This is a genomic window from Streptomyces sp. NPDC048171 (genome assembly GCF_043202655.1).
In the GTDB taxonomy this organism is placed as follows: domain Bacteria; phylum Actinomycetota; class Actinomycetes; order Streptomycetales; family Streptomycetaceae; genus Streptomyces.
Genome location: NZ_JBIDAU010000012.1, coordinates 195,749 through 214,704, shown reverse-complemented (window position 1 = coordinate 214,704; position 18,956 = coordinate 195,749). Strand labels below are relative to the sequence as shown.

The window sequence follows — 18,956 nt, the reverse complement described above, 5'->3', positions numbered from 1 at the left end:
CTGGTCAACTGGTTGGACCAGAGTGAACCGGACGGGTTTTGAAGCCCGTTGTGCGCCGGACACGTTCCCGGGCTCCTGTCGCGGTCCCGCGAGCCGAGGTCTCCGTCGAACGGACACCGAGTCGACTCCGTAACGCATCCGTACGGATTGCGTACACGCTGTACAGCGGCGGCCGGTGGCGACCAGCCGGCAGCCGGTCGCCGATGTCCGTACTCACCCGAATGGTGCAGTCCGAGGTGTGGGCTTACGGTCGTCGTGGGGCTCCTGCAGCCCACCCTCAGGCCCTCGCCATAGGGAACGCCACATGTCGAACCCTCAGCCTGTCCCGGCCGATTCGATCACTCAGCCGCGACGAAAGCGCGGCAAAGGCGTAGCACTGCTGGTCATCGCCTCGTGTCAGCTGATGGTGGTCCTGGACATCACCATCGTGAACATCGCCCTCCCCCACATCCAGACCTCGCTCGGTTTCTCCACCGAAGGTCTGTCCTGGGTGATCAACGCGTACACCCTCACCTTCGGCGGGCTGTTGCTGCTCGGCGGACGGTCCGGGGACATCCTGGGCCGACGGCGGATGTTCGTCATCGGAGTGCTGCTGTTCGTCGGCGCTTCGTTGCTGTGCGGGCTGGCACAGAACCCGTGGGAGTTGCTGCTGGCCCGATCGCTCCAGGGCATGGGCGGCGCCATCGCCTCCCCGACGGCGTTGGCGCTGATCGCGACGACCTTCACCGAGGGGCCCGAACGCAATCGCGCGTTCGGTGTGTTCGCCGCGGTGTCGGCGGGCGGCGGCGCGGTCGGGCTGCTCGCGGGCGGAATCCTGGTCGAATGGCTCGACTGGCGCTGGATCTTCTTCGTGAACGTGCCGATAGGCCTGCTCATCGCGCTGGCGGCGCCACGGTACATCCGTGAGTCGCAGCGCCGGCCGGGCCGCTTCGACGTCACCGGGGCGCTGACCTCGACACTCGGCATGGTCTCACTGGTGTACGGCTTCATCCGGGCGTCCGAGGACGGCTGGCGGGACGTGGTCACCCTCGTCGCCTTCGCGGTCGCCGTGGTACTGCTGGCCACGTTCCTGCTGGTGGAACGGCGGTCCCGGCAGCCGATCACGCCGTTGCGGATGTTCCGCGACCGCAATCGGGCCGGCACGTACGCGATGATGCTCAGCCTGTCCGCGGCCATCTTCGGCATGTTCTTCTTCCTCACGCTGTACGTGCAGAACGTGCTGGGGTTCGGGCCACTGGAGGCCGGGCTGGCCTTCCTCCCCGTGAGCGCCGTGATCGCGGTCGGCGCCGGCCTGGCGTCGCAACTGCTGCCGAGAACGGGCCCCAAGCCGTTCATGGTGCTCGGCGGACTGCTCGCGGCGGGGGGCCTGGCGTGGCTGACGCTGACCGACATCGACAGCACCTACGCGGGCAGTGTGCTGGGGCCGATGCTGGTGTTCGGCCTCGGCATGGGCATGGAATTCGTGTCCCTCACACTGATGGCGGTCTCGGGGGTCGCGGAACGCGAGTCGGGGGCGGCGTCCGGGGTGCTCAACGCGACGCAGCAGGTGGGCGGTTCGCTCGGCCTCTCCATTCTGGTGACCACGTTCGGCACGGCCAGCCGCAACAAGGCCGAGTCGTTGCTGCCGAGCTTCCTCTCCGAGGCGACGCCGCAGGAGCAGGCGGAGGCGCGACGCACCGGGGAGTTGCCGGGCATCTGGGGCGATCAGGTGCTTACCGCGGGCGTGAGCGCGGCGTTCGTCGTAGCGGCGGTGATGGCCGGGCTGGCCGCCGTCATCGCGTTGTTCGTCATCCAGGTCCGCGCGTCGGACCTGGAACGCCTGAAGGGCAACGGCAGCACGGGCGAACCATGACGGATCCGAGGGTGTGTTGTTCAGTCCTGCGGTTCCCGTCGCTGAACAACTCGCCGGGCGGTTGAGTCCGGGACGCGACCACCCCGGCGGCCGCACGGTCCGCGACCGGTCGCCCCGCCGCAACCGAACAGGGAACCGATGATCAAGCACCGGCATGCTGCCGCCACCACCTTGACCACCGCACTCACGGCCGCTCTGGCGCTGACCGCCTGCGGGGGCGGAAGCGGGAACGGGAACGGGCAGGCGGACAAAGGCCGTACGTCGCCCAGAACGTCGTCCTCCGTCACCGCCTCCCCCTCGTCGCCCATCCCGACCTCGCAGCCGCCGTCGCCGTCGGGTGCCGGAGCCTCGGACGCCCCGGCGACACCACCGGAGATCATGCCGGTCTATCAGACCGTCTACGGCCTCGTCGGAACGCCCGCGTGCACTGGTGCCCCCTGGGACGACGCCGGGTGCGGAAAGGACCTCACCGCGGCCGGCAAAGTCGCCGACGCGATGACCCGGCACATTCAGAAACACTTCCCCGGCAGCGAGTACGCCGCCCCCAAGAAGGCCGCCGGTCAGGTGACGCGGGCAGTGAACATGCTCCGGAAAGCCGGCTGCTACGGGATGAGCCCGAAGCCTCCGAAGACGAGTCCGGACAAGCTACGTGACCTGTGCCCAACGCTGAGCACCGTCGCGTCCCTGTCGTGGCTGAGCCTGGAGGGCAGCCTCGACGTGTTCTGACAGGTACGGCGTCGTCGAGCCCCCCGCGCTCGGAATCAAGAGCCGAGGAATGCAGGAGGCCGAGGCCGGCAAGCACGGCACCTTCGCCAGACGGCGCGCCTTCGCGTGCATCCCGGCCTGTCGGAGTCCCGGGGGCAACGGCTTGTGCGAATCGGTCCGGCACCAAGGTCAGCCACAGCAAGACCAGCCGACGGCATCGCGGCCTCGGCGATGCCATGTGTTGCGGTCGCCCCTCGGACATCTCGGTCCGGGGCACCGATGGCTTCTCGGTGTCTGGCTGCCTTGTCAGTCCCTGTCGCTGTTGTTCGCCGTTATTCCGGTGCTGAGCCCGGCCGTCGCGGCGCACGCCAAGGAGTCGCTCGGCTTCCAGCGTTTGCGCCTGCGCGCCGCGCTGAAGGCGGGGCGGCTGACCGACGAGGACGCCGATGCCTTCGCTGAACACGCGGCGGCCGTGAACCAGTCTCTCGCCGTCATGAGCAGAGCCGGGGCGAGCCCGGCGCAGCTCTTGGCCATCGTGGGCGTGACCGTTGGCGCGCTTTCGCGAACGTTGCGCGCGACTGGCCAGGCTTAGGAGTCCCGGGGGGGGCACAGCCACGCGCCGATGGGGGTGACGGGGGGATGGTGGTCTCCGGCCGGCGGTGCCGACGGTTCGTCCTCGAACCGCACGCCTCAGGAACCCCCGTACAGGACGGGCAGGCTTCGAATCTGATCGAATCGATGGTCGTCGGCAGCGGGACGTCGGCACGCTTCGGGCAACGGCATCGGTCCCTACGCCGACGCCGCCCGACCCTCGACCAGACCAGGAGAGTGCTCATGTCCCCACGGCCTGCATCACGCGTCCTCGCGACGGTGGCCGCCGCGGTCTGCCTCGCGGCGCTTCCGACGGCCGCCCACGCTGCCCCGCCCGAGTCCGCGCAGGCGTACACGCAGAAGTGCAAGAACATCGGCAACGGCACACTGTGCATCGACATCACCGGCAGTGTCGGCCAGAACGGAGTCATCGGCGTCGGCTACTGGAAGCACTGGGGTGGTGCGGTCGAGGTGCGCATCGGCTGGCAGAACGACCAGGGGGGACCCCGCAACATGTTCCTCGGGCACCACTACCTCCAGGCCGGCCAGGACACCGGGACCAAGACGTCCCACACCTACCTGGGCGCTGGGTGCGTCACGCCGATCCTCGAGGTGTACGGCTCGCCCGGAGGGCAGCTCATCTACGGAGACGCCGCCTGTGTACCCGGGTGAGATCGAGCAGACGCCCCGGACCTCTTCAGTGTCTGAATCCTCTGCATGTACCGCGAGCCACCCCACAAAGCTCCGGCAAGACCGTGCGGGCCTCGACAACCAAGAAGAAACGGAACGTGATGCGGAAACCGAGCAGTGAGACCAACCGTGCGACCGGCCGCCGGGGGTGGCGCGCCATGTTCGGCGTCGTCTTCGCCTTCGGCTTGGCGGCGCTGACGCCGCTTCAGGCACAGGCCGCGCCCATGCAGAGCGTCGGCTACGGCACGCTCCCCCACGAGGGGCTCTACCCCCAGCAGTCCTCCTGCTCGGGCAGCTACGCACAGCCCGCCGTGCCTGGCGGAGCGACGAAGACGGCGGTCTACGCCGGACGCACCATCACCCTCAAGTACTTCTACAGCGCCGGCTGCGGGTCGTTCGCCCGCATCGAGAACGCGCCCCAGGGCTGCGCCGCACACAGCAACCGGCTCACCGATTCCGGCGTCGAATGGGTGCTCGAAACCGTCGATCCCGGCATCGACTACGCCTACACCAAGGTGATCAACAACCTCAGCGGCCGGCAGAGCAAGGCGGTGCTGTTCTGCAACGACCAGCGCCTGGCAGAGACCGCCTGGTATTAAGGATCAAGGGCTGTCCCCCGAGTGCGGCCGTGACGTGACCTGACGGGCAATCGTCAAGCGCCGTCGAGTTCTGCTCGGATCCGGCCGAGCCACTCCGTTCCCATCCGTCGCCCGTCGGGGAACTGGTCGTCCCGGTCCCAGCGCCACGTTGTGATCATCGCCAGGACGAGGAGGCCGCACTCGCGCAGCAGGTCCTGGTTGACGTCCGGGTAGTGCGCGCCGACCTCCTCGGGGGCATGGGCGAGGTCGAATTCGACGGGGCCGCGGCAGCACGTCTCCAGGTCGATGAACAGGAGTCCGTGCCGCGTCGTGAGGACGTTGCCGGGGTGCGGCTCGCCGTGCAGCAGTTGGTCGGCCTCACCGCGCCGGCAAATCGCTCGCCTCAGGCTCTGCAGCGTGTTGCGCAGCAGTTGCCGGTCCGCTTCGGCGAGATCCGGGGTGCGGTCGCGGTTGGCGACGAGTTGTTGCGCCTGCTCGACCCGGTCCGTGAAGTGCGGCGTCGCGACGTCGAGCCCGCTCATGCCGGCGTGCAGACGCTTCAGCGCGTCGGCGTAGTCGACCGGTGACACCTCGGGTGGCGCCATGGGCTCGTAGTAGGTCCAGAACGTGACCTCGAAGCCGTCACGCTCATGGACGCGTGGCTCCACCCGAGGTTCCAGGGCGGCCACCGGGCAGCCGGATCCGGCGAGCCGCTGTGCCAGTTCGACCTCGAACTCCGCGACCTGCTGCGCCGCGGGTGCCACCCTGGCCAGGACGTCGCAGGGCAGCAGACGCAGGGTGAGCTTGCTCGAGTCGTGGAGAACGGTCACGTCTTCGGTGGCCAGGCCGAGTGACGAGGCGATGGACGTGGCCGCGGTCACCGCCCGACGGAACTCCGGCTCCTCCATGTGTTGCCCTGCTCCTCTCCACCGAAGCCGCCTGCTGCGGCACCCCGCGGCTTCGCGGCGCTGTCTGACGGTACTTCAGGTTCAGAGTGGGATCGCCAGCGAGCGGGGCGAGGGCTGCACCCGGTGGCGTTGGCCGGGCCGCGATCAGCCGCCCTGGCCGGCGCTGCCGATCGGGCCGACCTTCACCGGGGAGCCGCTGCCGTCCGTGACGGGCAGCGTGGCGGCGCCCGGCCAGTCGAGGGTGACGGACTTCGTCTCGTCGGGCGGGGTGACGACGAGCCCGGTGATGCGGACGCCGGAGCCGCCCGAGTCGTTGATCGGGTAGTGGATGCCGAAGGCCACGGTCTCCCCGTCCTTGAGGGTGCCCGGGACGACCGGCTCGCCGCTGCGCTTCGCGGACAGCGTGCCCGAGTTGGTCTTCAGGTCGACGCCGGCGTATCCGGAGATCGCGCACTCCCGGCCGCCGCCGTTGGTCAGCTCCACCGCGACGGTGCCCTCGGTGTCGCCGTCGATGGTGGCGTCCATCGCCTTGAACTTCAGCTCGTCGGTACGGCACTTGCCGGTCTTGTCGTTCTCCCCGGAGCCGGAGCCGGAGCCGGAGGCGCCTTCGGAGCCGGAGTCGGACCCCGCTGCCGTCCCCTGCCCGCCGGACTCGCCCTCCGCGCCCTGCTGCGCATCGCCCGAGCCCGAACCGCCGCCCGAGGCCTCGCTGGACGCTGCCGACGGGTCGCTCTGCCCCGTGGCGTCGTCGTCGTTCTGGCAGGCCGTGAGCGAGAGGCTCGCGGCAACGGCGAGAGCTGCGAAGGTGAGCTTGTGAACGCGCATCGTTTCTTCCTCAGTATCGGTTGAGCGTGCCGACCGTCGGTACCAGTGGCTGCTGTACCGGCGCTTGTGCAAACCAAGAGCCGTCCCGCCCGGCAGTCCGTTCCGCACAACCACCGCTGAAGACATTCCTGTTACACGCATCGCAAGGCACACGTGGCACCACCGCCGGCGCACACCCGCCAGGGCACGCCCTCGATCGGCCCGACAGACACGTGCAGCCGCCGTTCCCCACCTGTTCGCGACCGGCCGCCCCCTGGGACAGTCCTGTAACCCGGTGGATCTTGACCACACCCGTCGGACGGCGAGCCGTGCCGTGGGCGGGTGGCCCGTCGGGCGGCGCTCTTCATGTGTCAGGATGCGGTGAACGGACCTTGGGGGAAGGGTTCAGCCGGGGGGCGGCATGGAACATGCGGAGCGTGGAAGACGCCGGGCGGTACCCGGGGCGGTGGTCGCCGCCGGGGTGGTCGGGGCGTTGGCGGTGGCGGCACTCGTACTGCGTCCCGCGGAGGGCCTGCTGCACTCCCATCAAGGGCCGCTCGGCCACCGGGGCATCGTCGCGATCGGGTCGTCCGTCGCCTGGGCGCTGGGGGTCATGCTCGTCGTCGAGCGGCTGCGCCCCAGGATCGCTGCCGACCGCGACCCGCCGTCACCGGGCGAGGAACGGCTGCGGCGGGCGGCCGTGCCGCTGCTTCTGGCCGGGCCGGGCGTCATCGGCGTACTGGCCCTGGTCATGCATCGGTTCAACCGCCGCAGCACATCACCCGTCCCGCCGGTGGACATGCCGCCGCCGGTCTCTCCGCCGCCGGTTCCCGGCCGGGCCGATCCCGAGGGAGGCTCCGGGCACGGCTACTCCCTGCCGCTGTACGTTCTGCTTGGCCTGCTGGCCGCGGTGGTCGTCGTGGTCGTCACCGTGCTCGTCGTGCGGCGGCTGCGCCGACGGGGTCTGACCGTGCCGGCGCTCCCCGAACGCGCGGGCGCCCCGGCGGAGGACGAGGACGCGCGCCTGCTCCTGTCCGCCGTGCAATCGGGCCGCCGCGCCCTCGCCGACACGGGTGACGCCCGCACGGCCGTCATCGCCTGCTACGCGGCGATGGAGGACGCCCTCGTCGCGTCCGGCGTACGGCGGCATGCCTCCGACAGCCCTGCCGACCTGCTCACCCGCGCCGCCGACGCGGGCCTGGCACCCGGCCCGGCCGCGCCACGGCTCACCACGCTGTTCCGCGAGGCCCGCTACTCCTCGCATCCGATGGGGCCCTCGCACCGGGAGACCGCGGCCGGCGCCCTGGAGGAGATCGCGTCGATGCTCCGACACCGGGAGGCGCGGCGGTGAACGGGCGCACGCAACGGCCCGCGAGGCAGGGCACCTTCTCGCTGCGCGGGCTCGGTCTGCTCGGCGCGGCGGTCGCCGTCTCCGGCATCCTGCTCGTCCTGCTCCTCGACGGCGCCCGGGCGGCCGGCGCCGTCGTCACCCTGCTCGCAGTCGCGACGCTGATCGTGACCCGGTACGTAGCCGGGGCCGGCGCCCTCGACTCCGCACGGCGGGATGACGTACGGCTGCTGCGGACCCGGACGCCGGGCATGGGCGAATGGCGACGGAACGTACGCACCGCCACCGGTCCCGACGGCGCCCTCTACTACCGGGCGGTGCTGCGGCCCGAGCTGCGCCGCCTCTACGCCGCGGCACTCGCCGAGCACCACCACGTCTCACTCGACCACCAGCCCCGGCGCGCCGCCGAGCTGATCGGACCCGACCTGTGGCCCTGGCTCGGTTCCGAGACGCCCCGCACCGGGCCCGACGGCGGCATCCCCGTCGACGTGCTCGGCCGCCTCGTCGACCGGCTCGAACAGCTCGGCTCACCCCGCACCCGTACCCCCGGCACCCACAAGGAAGAAGCGACGTGACGAGTCCCACCACGCCTCAGTCCCGTACCCCCGAGCAGGTCGGCGAGCAGGCCGGTGCCGTGCTGCGCGAGATCGAACGTGCCGTCGTCGGCAAGCCGGACGCCCTCGAACTGGTGATGCTGGGCGTATTGGCCGGCGGGCACGTACTCGTCGAGGATCTGCCGGGGCTCGGCAAGACGCTCCTGGCGCGGTCCTTCGCCACCACGCTCGGCCTGGACTTCTCCCGCATCCAGTTCACGCCCGACCTGCTGCCGTCGGACGTCACGGGGGCACCGTTGTACGACCAGCGCACCGGCGAGATGGTGTTCCGTCCCGGGCCGGTCTTCACGCACCTGCTGCTCGCCGACGAGATCAACCGGACGCCGCCCAAGACGCAGGCCGCGCTGCTGGAGGCGATGGCCGAGTCGCAGGTGACCGTGGACGGCGAGACGCGGCCGCTCGCCGACCCGTTCATGGTGGTCGCGACCGCCAACCCGGTGGAGTACGAGGGCACGTACTCGCTGCCCGAGGCACAGCTCGACCGGTTCCAGCTGCGGGTTCGGATGGGATATCTGAGCGCGCGGGAGGAGCTGGCGATGCTGCGGGCCCGGATCGACCGGGCCGCGCCCGAGGCCGTGCTCAAGCCTCTGGCGGGGCCGGCGGACGTCGTGGCGTGGCGGCGCGTGGTGGAGGGCGTGGAGATCGACGACGACCTGCTGGAGTACGCCGTCGCGCTCGTCGGCGCGACCCGCGAGCACCCCCAGATCAGCATCGGCGCCTCGCCGCGGGGCGGGCTCGCTCTGGTCCAGCTCGCGCGCGCCCGCGCCGTGCTGAACGGCCGCGACTACGTCGTCCCGGAGGACGTCAAGGCCCTCGCGGTGCCGGCACTGGCCCACCGAGTGTCGCTGCGGCCGGAGTTGTGGGTGCGCGAGGTGGCCACGGACGACGTGCTGCGGGAGATAGTCGACAGCGTCGGCACACCGTCCACGCGGCGTACGGCCGCAGTGTCGTCGTGACCGCGCCCGCGACGGCACCCCGGCCCGGCGCCGCGGTGGTCCGTGCCCTGGAGGGGCGCACCTCCCCCGCGCAGCCGCCGCCCCCGCCGCCCGGCGGGCCGCGCCCGGGTGAGCGGGCGCTGCGCCTGCTGACGGTCGCCGTCGTCGCGCTGTCCGCCGCCCTGCTCACCGGCCGGGCGTGGTTGCTCGCGCTCGCGGCCGCGCCGCTGGTGCTGCTGGCGCTCGCGCTGCCGCGCGCGTACGCCCGGCGTGTCGAGACGTCCGCCGCCGTGGAACCGAGGCGCTGCTTCGAGGGCGACACCGTCACCCTCCGGATCTCGGTGGCCCACGACGGTGGCGCCGTCCGGCTCGATCCCGGAGTCACGCTCGGTCCGGGCCTGCGGCTGGACGAGGTCGTGGTCGGCGAGTCCACGGTGACGTTGCGCCACACGGCGCTGCTCTGGGGGCGCTGGTCGCTCGGGCCCGTGGACCTCGACGTGTACGACGCCGGGGGTACCGTGCGCCGTACCGTGCGGGTCGAGGCGGCCGAGGTGTCGGTGTTCCCGCGCCCCACGCAGGCCCGGTTCACGCCGATTCCGGCGCGGTTGCCGCAGCGGCTCGGCGAACACGCCTCCGTACAGGCCGGAGAGGGCGTCGAGGTCGTCGGGGTGGGGGCGTGGGTGCCCGGGGAACGGCAGCGGCGCATCCACTGGCCGTCGACGACCCGGCGCGGCTCGGTGCAGTTGCACCGGTTCGCGGCGGAGCGGGCCGCCGACACGGTGATGCTGCTCGACGCGTTCGGGGACGTGGTCGACCCGGTGACGGGGGTGTCGTCCCTGGACGAGACGGTGCGGGCGGCCGCCGGGCTGGCCAGCGCGTATCTGCGCACCCACGATCGGGTGGGGGTCGTCTCGACCGGGGGCACCACGCGCTGGCTGACACCGGGCACCGGGGACACGGCGTTCTACCGCATCGTCGAGAGCGTCCTCGACGTCCGCAGGGACCGGCGCTTCGACGGGCCCGGACTCGAGCGGGTGCCGCCGCCCGCGCTCCCGGAGGGCGCGCTGGTCTACGTGTTCACTCCGTTGAGCGACGCCCGGATACTCAAGGTGCTGCGGGATCTTCAGGGTCGGGGACGCCGCCCGGTGGTCGTGGAGATCCCGAGCGGGGACCCACCGGTCGAACCCGGCGACGTGTCGGGCGAGTTGGGGCTGCGGCTGTGGCACGCGGACCGGGACGCCATGAGGTTCGCCCTGCGGGACAGCGGGGTGCCGGTGCTGCGGCACGTCGTGGGTGAGCCGTTGGATCTGGCGCTGGCACCGCTGTTGTCCGGGCGGGTCGGCGGGAGGCGGCGATGACGGTGCTCGAGACGCGGGTGAGCCTGCGGGAGTGGGTGGGTTACTGGGTCGGCACCCTGCCCGTGCGGGTGATCGGGTCGGCTGCCGTCGTGATGGCCTGGCGGCCGTGGGCGACCGTGGGTGGGGCGCGGGACGCCGTGCTGTTCGGATGCGCGGTCGTCTTCGCGGTGTGGGCGGCACCGGCGCTGGACCGGCGGCCGACACTGGAGTCGGTCCGCTGGTCCCACCTCGTGGTGCGGCACCGGACGACCGTGTTGGCGACGGGTGTTGTGGTCGTCGCCGCGTTCGGCGACCCGGCGTGGTGGGAGGGCGCCGGGGTGGTCCTGCTGCTGGTCGCCTACCTCGTGACGAGCGAGAGCCGGCCATGGAGGTGGGGGCGCGGGACCGCGCGCGTGTGGGGAGAGGCGGTGGCGGCGTGCGCGGGCGCCGGCGTGGTGGCGGCGGCCTCGGTGGTTCCGGTGACCGGGGCGGAGTTCGATGCGGGACGGGTGGTGGCGGCTGGGGTCGTCGTGGGGCTGGTGGCCGGTGGTGGGGTGATGGGGGCCCGGCGGTGGGGTGGCGGTGGGCGGTAGGGGGAGCGCGGTCACCGGGTTCCGTCGTCTACGAAGGCACTGAACGGCCGCCGCCTCTAGGTTCCACACGGCGCCGCCTCAAAGTCCCACCACGACCAGCGCGATGTCGTCGCGGGCGCCGTGGCTGACGCCCAGGCTCTCCAGGAGGGCGTCGGCGAGGCGCTCGGGGTCCAGCCCGAGGCACTGGCGCAGGGTGTCGGTCAGGCGCCGCAGGCTGATGTCGATGTCCTCCTCCCGGCGTTCGACCAGACCGTCCGTGTAGAGGACCAGGATGTCGCCGGGCTGGTAGCCGATGCCGGCCTGGGGGCGCGGCACGTGGGTGAGCCGCGCGCCGAGAGGCGGGTCGGTGGCCTGGTCGAGGAGGTGGCAGGTGCCGTCGCCGCGCATCAGGACGGGCGGCGGGTGCCCGGCACTGGAGTAGATGATCAGCTGTGAGCGGGTGTCGACGAGGGCGGTGACGGCGGTCGCGGCCAGGGCGCCCTCCACGGAACGCGCGTACAGGCCCAGCACCTCCAGCGCCTGGGCGGGGCCGGGGACGGTGCGACTGGCCGCCGACAGCGCGCTGCGCAGCATTCCCATGACGGTGGCCGCCTCCAGACCGTGGCCCACCACGTCGCCCACGGCGACGAAGAAGCGCCCGTCGGTCAGGTCCACGGCGTCGTACCAGTCCCCGCACACGTTCAGCGAACCGATGGCAGGCAGGTAGCGCACCGCGACGTCGGGGTGGCGTGCGAGGTCGGGTGAGCGCAGCATGGCCTCCTGGAGGGTGATCGCCACCTGCCGCTCCCGGGCGTGTGCCTGCCGCAGTTCCTCGTTCAGTCGCTCCAGTGCCTTGGCCCGGGCGTACAGCTCGGCCTCGATGCCGGCCTCCATGCCGGCTTCCGGCGGACCCGGGGAGTCGACGGGAGAGCGGAGCCAGTGCCGGCGGTCGCGGATGAACGCGGTCACGTCCTCGACCCGGTGGATGATCCACGCGACCTTGCCCCCGGGGTCGAACACAGGTGTGTTCACCGGTGACCACCAGCGTTCCTCGAAGCCACCGGGTTGGTCGGCGCTGGGGATGTCGTAGCGCTGCACGGCCATGCTCTCCGCCTGTCCCGTGGCCAGCACCCGCCGCAGGGAGGCGGACACCTTGCGCGCTCCGTCGGACTCGGGATCGGCGGGGTTCTCGGGGACGGCGTCGAAGAGGTACCGGCCGAGCAGGTCCGCCGCCGCCCGCCCCGTCACGCGGCAGTAGGCGGCGTTGACGCTCACGATCACCAGGTCCCGGTCGACGACCAGGTACGGGCTGGGCGTCGCGGCGAACAGCGCCGCGTAGTCGACCTGGCCCGTCCATGGTGGCTCAGCAGTCACACCCACCTCTCCAATGTACGTACGGGGTCCAGGACCCGCACGCCGCCGCGGAGCAGGGGCGTTGGTCAGGCGCGCAAGCGGCGGAGGTACACCGCGGTCAGCGCGACGGCGCGGTCCTCGTCCCGAGACAGTTCCTCGAGGGCGTGTGACGCCCTCGTTCCCGGGATGCCCGCCAGGGCCTGGGTCAGCCGTCCGCGTGCCGGTGCTCCGGTGGTGGCGCGGGCGAGACGGCCGACGAGCCTGTCGGCGATCCGGTCCGCCGTCGCGGGGTCGGCGGCCAGCACGCTCAGCGCGTCCGCGGCGTCGGTGTCGTTCCGCCCCTCCACGATCATGTCGACCAGTTCCGGCACCGCCTCGGCCACGCCTCGTGTCCCGAGAGCGAGCGCCGCACACCGGCGCACCGCGGCGTCGGGGCCGGCGAGAGCGTGCCGCAGATGCCCGGTGACCTCGTCGCCCGGCAGCTCGGCGAGGCTCCGCACCGCGCGTTCCCGCACCGCGGCCGCCGATGAGCCGAGGGCTTCCGCCAGGAGGGCCGGGCCCCGGTCGCCCGACCGCGCCAGCGCCCACCGCAGGGCGCCCGCGACGATCGGGTCCGGCTCGCTCAGAACCGCCTCGACCAGGGCCTCCACCGGCACCGGGACCTCTTCGCCGGAGGAGAGGGCCGCGCGTTGGCGGGCGCCGGGACTCTTCGATCCCAGCGCCTGGAGGAGCGCGACGACCTGGAGAACGTCCTCCCAGCCGGCGGGATCCGCGGCGTCGATCCGGGACAGCCGCGTGAGCAGCTCGGTCTCGGCCGCGACGCGTTCGCGCGTCCGGTGGATGAGGTCGCCGACGAGTTCCGAGGGCGTGAAGCCGGGGTCGTCGAGCGCGCGCCCGATCTCACGCAGCGACAGTCCCAGTGACCGCAGGCTCTCGATGTGGAAGATCCGCCGGATGTCCTGCCCGGAGTACTCCCGGTATCCGGAGCCGGTGCGGCCGGAGGGCCTCACCAGACCGAGCGACTCGTAGTGCCGGAGCATGCGGGCACTGACCCCGGACCGTCGCGCCACCTCACCGATCAACACGTCCCATCATCCCTCATCCCGCGTGCCTCGTTCCTCGTCGCCCTGGGCGGGGGCTCCGCCGAGGGCCACCACGCGCTTGGCCTCCTCGATCGCGTAGCCGAAGCCGGTGTCCGGGTCCCGCAGCAGCCGCTCGGTGGCGAGGGCGTGCGCCCGCACCGGCGGGTCGGCGGCCCTGGCGACCGCGCGCAGAGCGGGCACGACCGCCTCGCCGAGTGCGACCAGCGCCCGGCTGAGACTCAGCTGCGTCTCCCGCTCACCGCGCCCCAGCTGCCTCACCAGCAGCTCGGCCAGCTCCGGCTCGTCGCCCTCCGGCACCAGTACGACCGCGGCCCGCCAGGCGCTCCGCGCCACCTCGTCGTCGGCGTCGGACAGCAGCGCGGGCGTGATGGCCGGCCACGCCCGCCGGTCCCCGATCTTGGACAGCGTGTGCAACGCCTGGCTTCTCGCCCGGGCGCGCTCCGAGCGGACCTCCCGGACCAGTCCGGGCAGTGTCGCGGAGACCGGGTGCCTGGTGAGTGCCCAGGTCAGCATGTCGCGTACGAAGAAGTCGGGCTCGACCGCGCTGCGCTCGACGAGCTTGTCGACGAAGCGCGGGTCGGGCGTCGTGCCGGCCGTCAACGCGGCCCGCAGCCGTACCGACGAACGGTGGTCCTCCAGCGTCCGCAGCACCCGGAGGGCGTCGGCGTCGTCAAGTTTCGTGGTCGTCATCGAGACCACCTCCCTGACGGGCAGTGAAGACCTTGCCACGGTGTCAAGGTCAAGTCGGGTAGTAGTCACCGTCCAGGAAGTCCGGGTCCGGCTCGAAGTAGAGGGTCGGATCCTGCCAGATGAAGGAGAAGGACGGGCAGGCCGCGTCCCCGCCGTCCCACCAGGCCTCGACGGTGACGGTCCTGGGGCGCAGCCCGTGCGGTCGCGGCTTGAAGGTCTCGTCGTACTGCCGCAGCCATCGGGTGGTTCCCTGGCCGATGCGGTGTTCGCCGTCGGCTGTCACCTGCCAGTGGACCGTGTGGTCGGCGCAGCCTTCCGGTACGGAGACGCGGACAGTGCTGCTCAGCAGCCACGCCTCGCCGGTACCGAAGCCCGAGGGGACGGTGAACGTGCTGTCGACGCCGTGCCGGACGTCCCAGACGTAGGCGTAGACCGGGTCGGCGAACTTGCCGCCGCGGGAGACGGTCTGCTGCACGGGCCGGTCTCCGCTGTCGTATCTCAGCTGGCGGCCGGAGATGCTGCAGGCCGCCGCGAGTCCGGCGAGGAGGCCCAGGGTGAGCAGCAGGCCCGCCGTGGTGCCGCCGAGCCAGGCGCGCGGGCGGTCGGTGAATGTCATTCCGCCCTCCTCACCACGGGACCAGGTCGAGGTCGACTGCGAGGCGGGGGTCCGTCCAGACCAGTCCGAAGCTGGGGCAGGATTCGGTGCCGCCCGCCCAGGAGGCACTGATGGTGACGCGGTCCGGGGACCCGTTCAGGGGTAGGTCGAGGGACACCTGGTGTTCCGTGTCGCCGGCGAGGGAGCCGCGGTCGCCTTCCCGTCCGTCGATGGTGATCTCCCACTCGATCGTCCGGTCCCGGCAGGGCTGTGGCACGGAGACCACGAGGTCGCCGGTCAGCTTGTCGACGGCGTCGTTCTCCTCCGGGCGGAAGGTGCTGGTCACGTCGGTCTCCACGTCCCAGACGTAGTGGGGGCCCTCGCCGCTCGCCAGGTCGGAGGTGCTCGGCATCGACGCGGGCTTCCGCCCGGAGTCGTATGTCAGCGCCACCGTGTCCAGCGTGAACGCCCAGGCGATCACGACGTACAGGACGGCGATGACGGCCAGCGTCCAGGAGGTGCGGGCCACGGGTGCGGATGGGCGTGCGGCAGGTGTCGTGCCCGGCGCGCCGCGCTCTGCGGGGGTCTTCGGGGGTGCACTGACGCGCACCGCGGATTCCGCGGCCTCGGACTGCGTGGCGGTCGCCGCCACCAGTGCCTCGGCGGTGGCGGTGTCCCGCCCCTTCTCGTCCAGCAGCAGGCGCACCTGCCGGTTCAGTACCCGCACCTCCACGTCCAGCTGCCGCACCCGCTCCTGCGCCCGCGTCAGTTCGCCCTCGACGTCCCGGCTGTAGTCGCCCGCCCTGGTGAGGCGGTGGGTGAGGAGTTCCACCTCCTCCTGCCAGTACTGGAGCTGGGTCGCGGCATCGGGTGCGGCCCGCTGGGCGGTGCGGCGCAGGTCGTGCAGGCGGGTCAGTCGGGTCTCGGGGAGGCGGTCCGCCAAGGCGTTCACGAAGGCGCGCGGGGCGACGCGTTCGCCCCGGAGGTAGGGGGCGGTGTCCGGGTCCGCGGCGTTGTCGCCGTCGCGCAGGGCCTCGCGCAGGGCGGCCGCGTACTCCTGTGCCTCGGGGCCGGCTGCCGGGCTCCATCGGTTGCGGGCGAGGGTGATGCGGTGGCCCTCGTTGCGGGCGCGCTGCTGCGGCACCGGCCGCTTCCTGGCCTGCAGTTCCCGGCGCACGTGCCGGTAGACGGTCTCCATGTCCAGCATTTCGGGGCCGTGCGGCACGCCTTCGGTGACGGCTCTCAGCAGTGCGCCGGAGAACGCCGTGTAGTGCTCGCCCTTCGGTGCCATGGCCCGCTTGGTCTCGGCGGACGCGGTCAGGACGTACGTGCCGTCGATGTCGCCGCAGTCGGCGAGTTCGAGCGGGGCGCCCATGTATCCGTGCAGGGCGCGGCCGCTGTAGCAGCAGTCGAGGACGACGACGCGGCTGAGCGCGGCGCACTCCTCGGCGACCTGGTAGCGGAGCTGGTCGTAGGCCACGGCGTGGAAGAGCCGGCCCGGCGGTGAGTCCGAGAGGGCCAGGTAGAGGTCGCCGACCGGGGACAGCAGGCCGTGGCCGGCGAAGTAGACGAACAGGCCGTCGGTCGCCTCGCTGGCGGCGGCGTGCACGGCGTCGAGGACCTGTGTGGCCGACTCGGGGTTGGACAGGACGGTGCAGTGCTCCGGTGGCAGGCGCCACGAGTCGGGGCCGGTCAGTACGGCCTTGAGTCCGGCGAGGTTGTTGGCGACCGTGGGCAGGGGCTGGAGCGGTTCGGTGTACTGCTCCACGCCGATGAGCACCGCGCGGGAGGCGGCGGGGTCGGGCAGGGACGTCACGCCGGCCCCGGAGTGCCGTCGCCGTCACGGCGCGGGGGTTCGTCCGGGGTGTCCGGGCGCGGTGCCGCTCCGTCCTCAGCACCCGGTTGGCCCAGCAGCTCCACGATCCGCAGCAGGGTCTCCTCCGACGCGCCCGCCACCGTGAGCGACCTGGAGCCGACGGTGATGGTGATGGGCGGGGCGGTGCGCCGCGCCGCGCGCCAGCTCGCGTAGGCGAGGGCGAGGTTGAGCGCCGCGAAGGTCTGCCCGAGAACGAGGCCGACGATCTCGGTGGCGCCCATGGCCTCGCCGGTGGGATCCGACGACCCGAGGGTCAGCTCGGCGTGGCGGCGGATGTCGGGGTCCTTGCGCAACCACGCGTACAGGTCGAGCGCGGTCTGTACATCGTCGTCCGGCGCGGGCCTCAACTCAACGCGCATGACCGTCCCTTCGCGGTTGGGCGGGCATCCAGCGTAGGAGGCGCGCGTCGCCGCGACGAGGTGTACGGGACATTCCACCGGAAGGTGTTACGGAGGTCCGCTCGGGCTCTTCGGCACAGGGCCGACGGCCACCGTGGATGGGTGGCCGTCGGCGTTCTTGCTGCCGGTCAGTCGCTCTTGCGGGGTGCGTCAGTTCGCGTTCACCAGGTCGTGCGGCGGCACGGTCACCGTCCGCTTGTCCGGCTTGCCGCCCAGCACGATCTTCCGCAGGGCGCTGTTGTTGTCGACGCTGGTCTCCTTGAGCCGCTTCTCCGGGTTGGCCAGCACCTGGATGTAGTACGTGCCGTTGGGCAGGCCGGTGATGTCGAAGGACTGGCCCGGCAGGTCCTGCGAGTACGTGTCGCCGGAGCCGACGTCCAGCACCTCGCGGACGGAGATCGAGTTCTCCTCACCGCAGGCGGTCGACAGGTCGGTGTTGAACGGGTGCCAGTTGGCGTTCTTCACCGTGTAGTCGATCGCGTCGGTGTTGGCGAGGCAGAAGGCCTCCTTGCCGCTGCGCACGGTCTCCTTCTTGTCCGCCTTCAGCAGCCGGTAGCTGGCGAAGTCGGTGAAGTGCCAGTGCACGTGGCCCGGGCGCGGGTCCCACTCCATGGTGCCGGTCGGGGTGTAGCCGACCTGCTTGCCCTTGGCGTCGTAGAAGTACTGGTAGGCGTCCATCTTGGCCTTGCCGGGTGAGCGGAAGCCGTCCACCACCAGCTGTGCCGGGCCGGCGTTCCACACGTTGGCGCTGAACGCCAGGTAGTCCTTGCCGGGGATGTCCTTCTCGCCGTCGCTGATGACGATGCCGTAGGCCGGCAGCGAGCGCAGGTCGGGCTTGGGGACGTCCGGCACGGTGGGCTTGCCCGCGGGCCGCTTCGCCAGCGGCTGGAGGGCGGGCGCCTTGCGCGAGCCGTCGGTCTGGCCACCCGTGTCGCCGACCCGCATCGAGCGCGCGGCCTGCTCCTTCTTCTTCAGCGCCCACGGCAGGGCCGGCGGAGCGGCCTTCAGCGGCCCGTGGCCCACGTTGTACGAGGGGGTCGCGCCGCTGGTGACCGGCGCGCCGGCCTGGGCGGGCGTCGGGGCGTGACCCGGCCCGTGGCCGGCGTGCGCGGCAGGCGCCTGGTGGGCGGCACCGTGTCCGGCGTGCTTGCCGGCCGACGCGGCCCGGGAGGCGGGCTCGGCGGCGCCCTCCTCGTCCTCGTAACTCCGCTCCTGCACGGTCACCTTCACCGTGGCCGGCTTGTCGGCGATGCCGAACAGGTCGCGGTACTTCTTGGCGACGGCGACCTTGGCGGTGTAGGTGCCGGCCGCCAGCTTGACCGAGTCGCTGTAGGAGCCCGCGTAGGTGTTGGCCGCCCAGCCCTTCTCGACGCCCCATACCGATCCGAGGGTGAACGGGTTGGTGGGGCAGCTCTCCGGATACTTGGAGGTGGCGGGCGCGTCGGGCCGCACCCGGCCGCTGGCGTTGTTCGGGCAGAAGTCCTCGGTCCTGCCGAGGACCTTCTTGCCGGCCTTGTCGGTGACCGTGATCTCCGCGAAGCCGGGGAGCCCGGCGAAGTCCTTCACCGTGCCCTTGGGCAGGGCCTTGGACTTGGCCTTGCCGCCCTCGTACACGGTCTGGGTGACGGCCACCGGGTCCTTGTAGGACTTCCGGGTCACCTTCAGCTCGAACGGGGTTCCCTCGGCGGTGAGGTAGGTGCCGAGGTCGAGGTAGACGCCCGGCTCCTCCTTCCAGGAGGTGAGCGTGATCGAGTCGGTCGCGGCGATGAGGCTCAGCTTGGGCCCTGTCGCGGCCTTCGCGGGTTCGGACGTGGCGGCCACGAGGCCCGCCGTCACGGCCATGGCGGCGACGGCCGTGGTGCCGGCGAGCAGCGGACGCCGCAGCCGGGTGGTGCGCGTTCTGGTCATCGATCCCTCGTCCTCCGGGTGTTGGGGGCACTCGCTGTGCCCGCGCTGTGAGAGGGGAGGACCCGATGCCCGGTTGTCCGGGTCGGGGAAAGCGGTGGC

Annotated in this window: 18 protein-coding genes and 1 pseudogene; 10 read left to right on the top strand and 9 right to left on the bottom strand. The window is 71.9% G+C overall.

What is annotated here, in order from left to right; translation table 11 throughout:
* Nucleotides 1–304 precede the first annotated feature (304 nt).
* From ACGF3J_RS31325 to ACGF3J_RS31305, 5 genes and pseudogenes are all read left to right on the top strand, one after another.
* On the top strand, nt 305–1,852 hold the full coding sequence (locus ACGF3J_RS31325) for an MFS transporter (protein ID WP_161330689.1): 1,548 nt from the start codon (nt 305–307) through the stop codon (nt 1,850–1,852).
* A 138-nt stretch (nt 1,853–1,990) separates the two neighbouring features.
* Nucleotides 1,991–2,578: a hypothetical protein gene (locus ACGF3J_RS31320; protein WP_393855284.1), complete on the top strand. Its 588-nt coding sequence runs from the start codon at nt 1,991–1,993 to the stop codon at nt 2,576–2,578.
* Between the two features lie 313 nt (nt 2,579–2,891).
* Nucleotides 2,892–3,149 (top strand): annotated as a pseudogene (locus tag ACGF3J_RS31315) (TetR/AcrR family transcriptional regulator); the annotation flags it as partial.
* A 242-nt stretch (nt 3,150–3,391) separates the two neighbouring features.
* Nucleotides 3,392–3,820, top strand: coding sequence for a hypothetical protein (locus ACGF3J_RS31310; protein ID WP_393855283.1), 429 nt, complete (start codon nt 3,392–3,394; stop codon nt 3,818–3,820).
* 119 nt (nt 3,821–3,939) lie between these two features.
* Nucleotides 3,940–4,437 carry a hypothetical protein gene (locus ACGF3J_RS31305; RefSeq protein ID WP_202558596.1) on the top strand — a complete coding sequence of 166 codons (498 nt, stop codon included), beginning with the start codon at nt 3,940–3,942 and terminating at the stop codon, nt 4,435–4,437.
* 53 nt (nt 4,438–4,490) lie between these two features.
* Here ACGF3J_RS31305 and ACGF3J_RS31300 read toward each other — a convergent pair whose 3' ends face one another.
* Together ACGF3J_RS31300 and ACGF3J_RS31295 are read right to left on the bottom strand one after the other, a co-directional pair.
* Nucleotides 4,491–5,324 (bottom strand): phosphotransferase, encoded by an 834-nt coding sequence (locus tag ACGF3J_RS31300; RefSeq protein ID WP_393855282.1) that lies wholly within the window; start codon nt 5,322–5,324, stop codon nt 4,491–4,493.
* Between the two features lie 144 nt (nt 5,325–5,468).
* Nucleotides 5,469–6,149: a DUF4232 domain-containing protein gene (locus ACGF3J_RS31295; RefSeq protein ID WP_393855281.1), complete on the bottom strand. Its 681-nt coding sequence runs from the start codon at nt 6,147–6,149 to the stop codon at nt 5,469–5,471.
* Between the two features lie 400 nt (nt 6,150–6,549).
* On the opposite strand from ACGF3J_RS31295, the gene ACGF3J_RS31290 reads away from it, so the two are divergent.
* Genes ACGF3J_RS31290 through ACGF3J_RS31270 form a run of 5 tightly spaced genes read left to right on the top strand, consistent with a single transcriptional unit; the run spans nt 6,550 to nt 10,955 of the window.
* On the top strand, nt 6,550–7,479 hold the full coding sequence (locus tag ACGF3J_RS31290) for a DUF4129 domain-containing protein (RefSeq protein ID WP_393855280.1): 930 nt from the start codon (nt 6,550–6,552) through the stop codon (nt 7,477–7,479).
* On the top strand, nt 7,476–8,051 hold the full coding sequence (locus tag ACGF3J_RS31285; RefSeq protein WP_393855279.1) for a hypothetical protein: 576 nt from the start codon (nt 7,476–7,478) through the stop codon (nt 8,049–8,051). Before ACGF3J_RS31290 ends, ACGF3J_RS31285 begins: the two co-directional genes overlap by 4 nt.
* The gene (locus ACGF3J_RS31280; RefSeq protein ID WP_393855278.1) at nt 8,048–9,046 is read left to right on the top strand and encodes an AAA family ATPase; all 999 of its coding nucleotides are present in this window, start codon (nt 8,048–8,050) and stop codon (nt 9,044–9,046) included. Before ACGF3J_RS31285 ends, ACGF3J_RS31280 begins: the two co-directional genes overlap by 4 nt.
* Complete coding sequence (locus tag ACGF3J_RS31275; RefSeq protein ID WP_393855277.1) at nt 9,043–10,383, top strand: DUF58 domain-containing protein; 1,341 nt, start codon at nt 9,043–9,045, stop codon at nt 10,381–10,383. The genes ACGF3J_RS31280 and ACGF3J_RS31275 overlap by 4 nt, the downstream gene beginning before the upstream one ends.
* Nucleotides 10,380–10,955 (top strand): hypothetical protein, encoded by a 576-nt coding sequence (locus ACGF3J_RS31270; protein ID WP_393855276.1) that lies wholly within the window; start codon nt 10,380–10,382, stop codon nt 10,953–10,955. The genes ACGF3J_RS31275 and ACGF3J_RS31270 overlap by 4 nt, the downstream gene beginning before the upstream one ends.
* A 78-nt stretch (nt 10,956–11,033) precedes the next feature.
* On the opposite strand, the gene ACGF3J_RS31265 is transcribed toward ACGF3J_RS31270, so the two are convergent.
* The 7 genes from ACGF3J_RS31265 to ACGF3J_RS31235 all read right to left on the bottom strand — a co-directional run bounded on the left by ACGF3J_RS31265 (nt 11,034) and on the right by ACGF3J_RS31235 (nt 18,857).
* A complete protein-coding gene (locus ACGF3J_RS31265; RefSeq protein WP_393855275.1) occupies nt 11,034–12,308 on the bottom strand; it encodes a PP2C family protein-serine/threonine phosphatase in 1,275 nt (424 codons plus the stop codon).
* Nucleotides 12,309–12,373: 65 nt separating this feature from the next.
* Nucleotides 12,374–13,372 carry a MerR family transcriptional regulator gene (locus ACGF3J_RS31260; RefSeq protein WP_393855274.1) on the bottom strand — a complete coding sequence of 333 codons (999 nt, stop codon included), beginning with the start codon at nt 13,370–13,372 and terminating at the stop codon, nt 12,374–12,376.
* 6 nt (nt 13,373–13,378) lie between these two features.
* Nucleotides 13,379–14,080, bottom strand: a complete 702-nt coding sequence (locus ACGF3J_RS31255; RefSeq protein WP_393855273.1) for a HEAT repeat domain-containing protein — start codon at nt 14,078–14,080, stop codon at nt 13,379–13,381.
* 49 nt (nt 14,081–14,129) lie between these two features.
* Nucleotides 14,130–14,696 carry a hypothetical protein gene (locus ACGF3J_RS31250; protein ID WP_161327934.1) on the bottom strand — a complete coding sequence of 189 codons (567 nt, stop codon included), beginning with the start codon at nt 14,694–14,696 and terminating at the stop codon, nt 14,130–14,132.
* Nucleotides 14,697–14,706: 10 nt separating this feature from the next.
* Complete coding sequence (locus ACGF3J_RS31245; protein ID WP_393855272.1) at nt 14,707–16,491, bottom strand: caspase family protein; 1,785 nt, start codon at nt 16,489–16,491, stop codon at nt 14,707–14,709.
* Nucleotides 16,488–16,910 carry a hypothetical protein gene (locus tag ACGF3J_RS31240; RefSeq protein WP_202557872.1) on the bottom strand — a complete coding sequence of 141 codons (423 nt, stop codon included), beginning with the start codon at nt 16,908–16,910 and terminating at the stop codon, nt 16,488–16,490. Before ACGF3J_RS31240 ends, ACGF3J_RS31245 begins: the two co-directional genes overlap by 4 nt.
* Before the next feature lie 189 nt (nt 16,911–17,099).
* The gene (locus ACGF3J_RS31235) at nt 17,100–18,857 is read right to left on the bottom strand and encodes a lysyl oxidase family protein (RefSeq protein WP_393855271.1); all 1,758 of its coding nucleotides are present in this window, start codon (nt 18,855–18,857) and stop codon (nt 17,100–17,102) included.
* Nucleotides 18,858–18,956: the final 99 nt, after the last annotated feature.

Excerpts from the sequence above, each read along its gene's own strand:
- ACGF3J_RS31255 (WP_393855273.1), bottom strand. The coding sequence starts at position 14,080 with ATGACGACCACGAAACTTGACGACGCCGACGCCCTCCGGGTGCTGCGG.
- ACGF3J_RS31240 (WP_202557872.1), bottom strand. The coding sequence starts at position 16,910 with ATGCGCGTTGAGTTGAGGCCCGCGCCGGACGACGATGTACAGACCGCG.
- ACGF3J_RS31320 (WP_393855284.1), top strand. The coding sequence starts at position 1,991 with ATGATCAAGCACCGGCATGCTGCCGCCACCACCTTGACCACCGCACTC.
- ACGF3J_RS31290 (WP_393855280.1), top strand. The coding sequence starts at position 6,550 with ATGGAACATGCGGAGCGTGGAAGACGCCGGGCGGTACCCGGGGCGGTG.
- ACGF3J_RS31250 (WP_161327934.1), bottom strand. The coding sequence starts at position 14,696 with ATGACATTCACCGACCGCCCGCGCGCCTGGCTCGGCGGCACCACGGCG.
- ACGF3J_RS31295 (WP_393855281.1), bottom strand. The coding sequence starts at position 6,149 with ATGCGCGTTCACAAGCTCACCTTCGCAGCTCTCGCCGTTGCCGCGAGC.
- ACGF3J_RS31235 (WP_393855271.1), bottom strand. The coding sequence starts at position 18,857 with ATGACCAGAACGCGCACCACCCGGCTGCGGCGTCCGCTGCTCGCCGGC.
- ACGF3J_RS31270 (WP_393855276.1), top strand. The coding sequence starts at position 10,380 with ATGACGGTGCTCGAGACGCGGGTGAGCCTGCGGGAGTGGGTGGGTTAC.
- ACGF3J_RS31305 (WP_202558596.1), top strand. The coding sequence starts at position 3,940 with ATGCGGAAACCGAGCAGTGAGACCAACCGTGCGACCGGCCGCCGGGGG.
- ACGF3J_RS31300 (WP_393855282.1), bottom strand. The coding sequence starts at position 5,324 with ATGGAGGAGCCGGAGTTCCGTCGGGCGGTGACCGCGGCCACGTCCATC.
- ACGF3J_RS31310 (WP_393855283.1), top strand. The coding sequence starts at position 3,392 with ATGTCCCCACGGCCTGCATCACGCGTCCTCGCGACGGTGGCCGCCGCG.
- ACGF3J_RS31325 (WP_161330689.1), top strand. The coding sequence starts at position 305 with ATGTCGAACCCTCAGCCTGTCCCGGCCGATTCGATCACTCAGCCGCGA.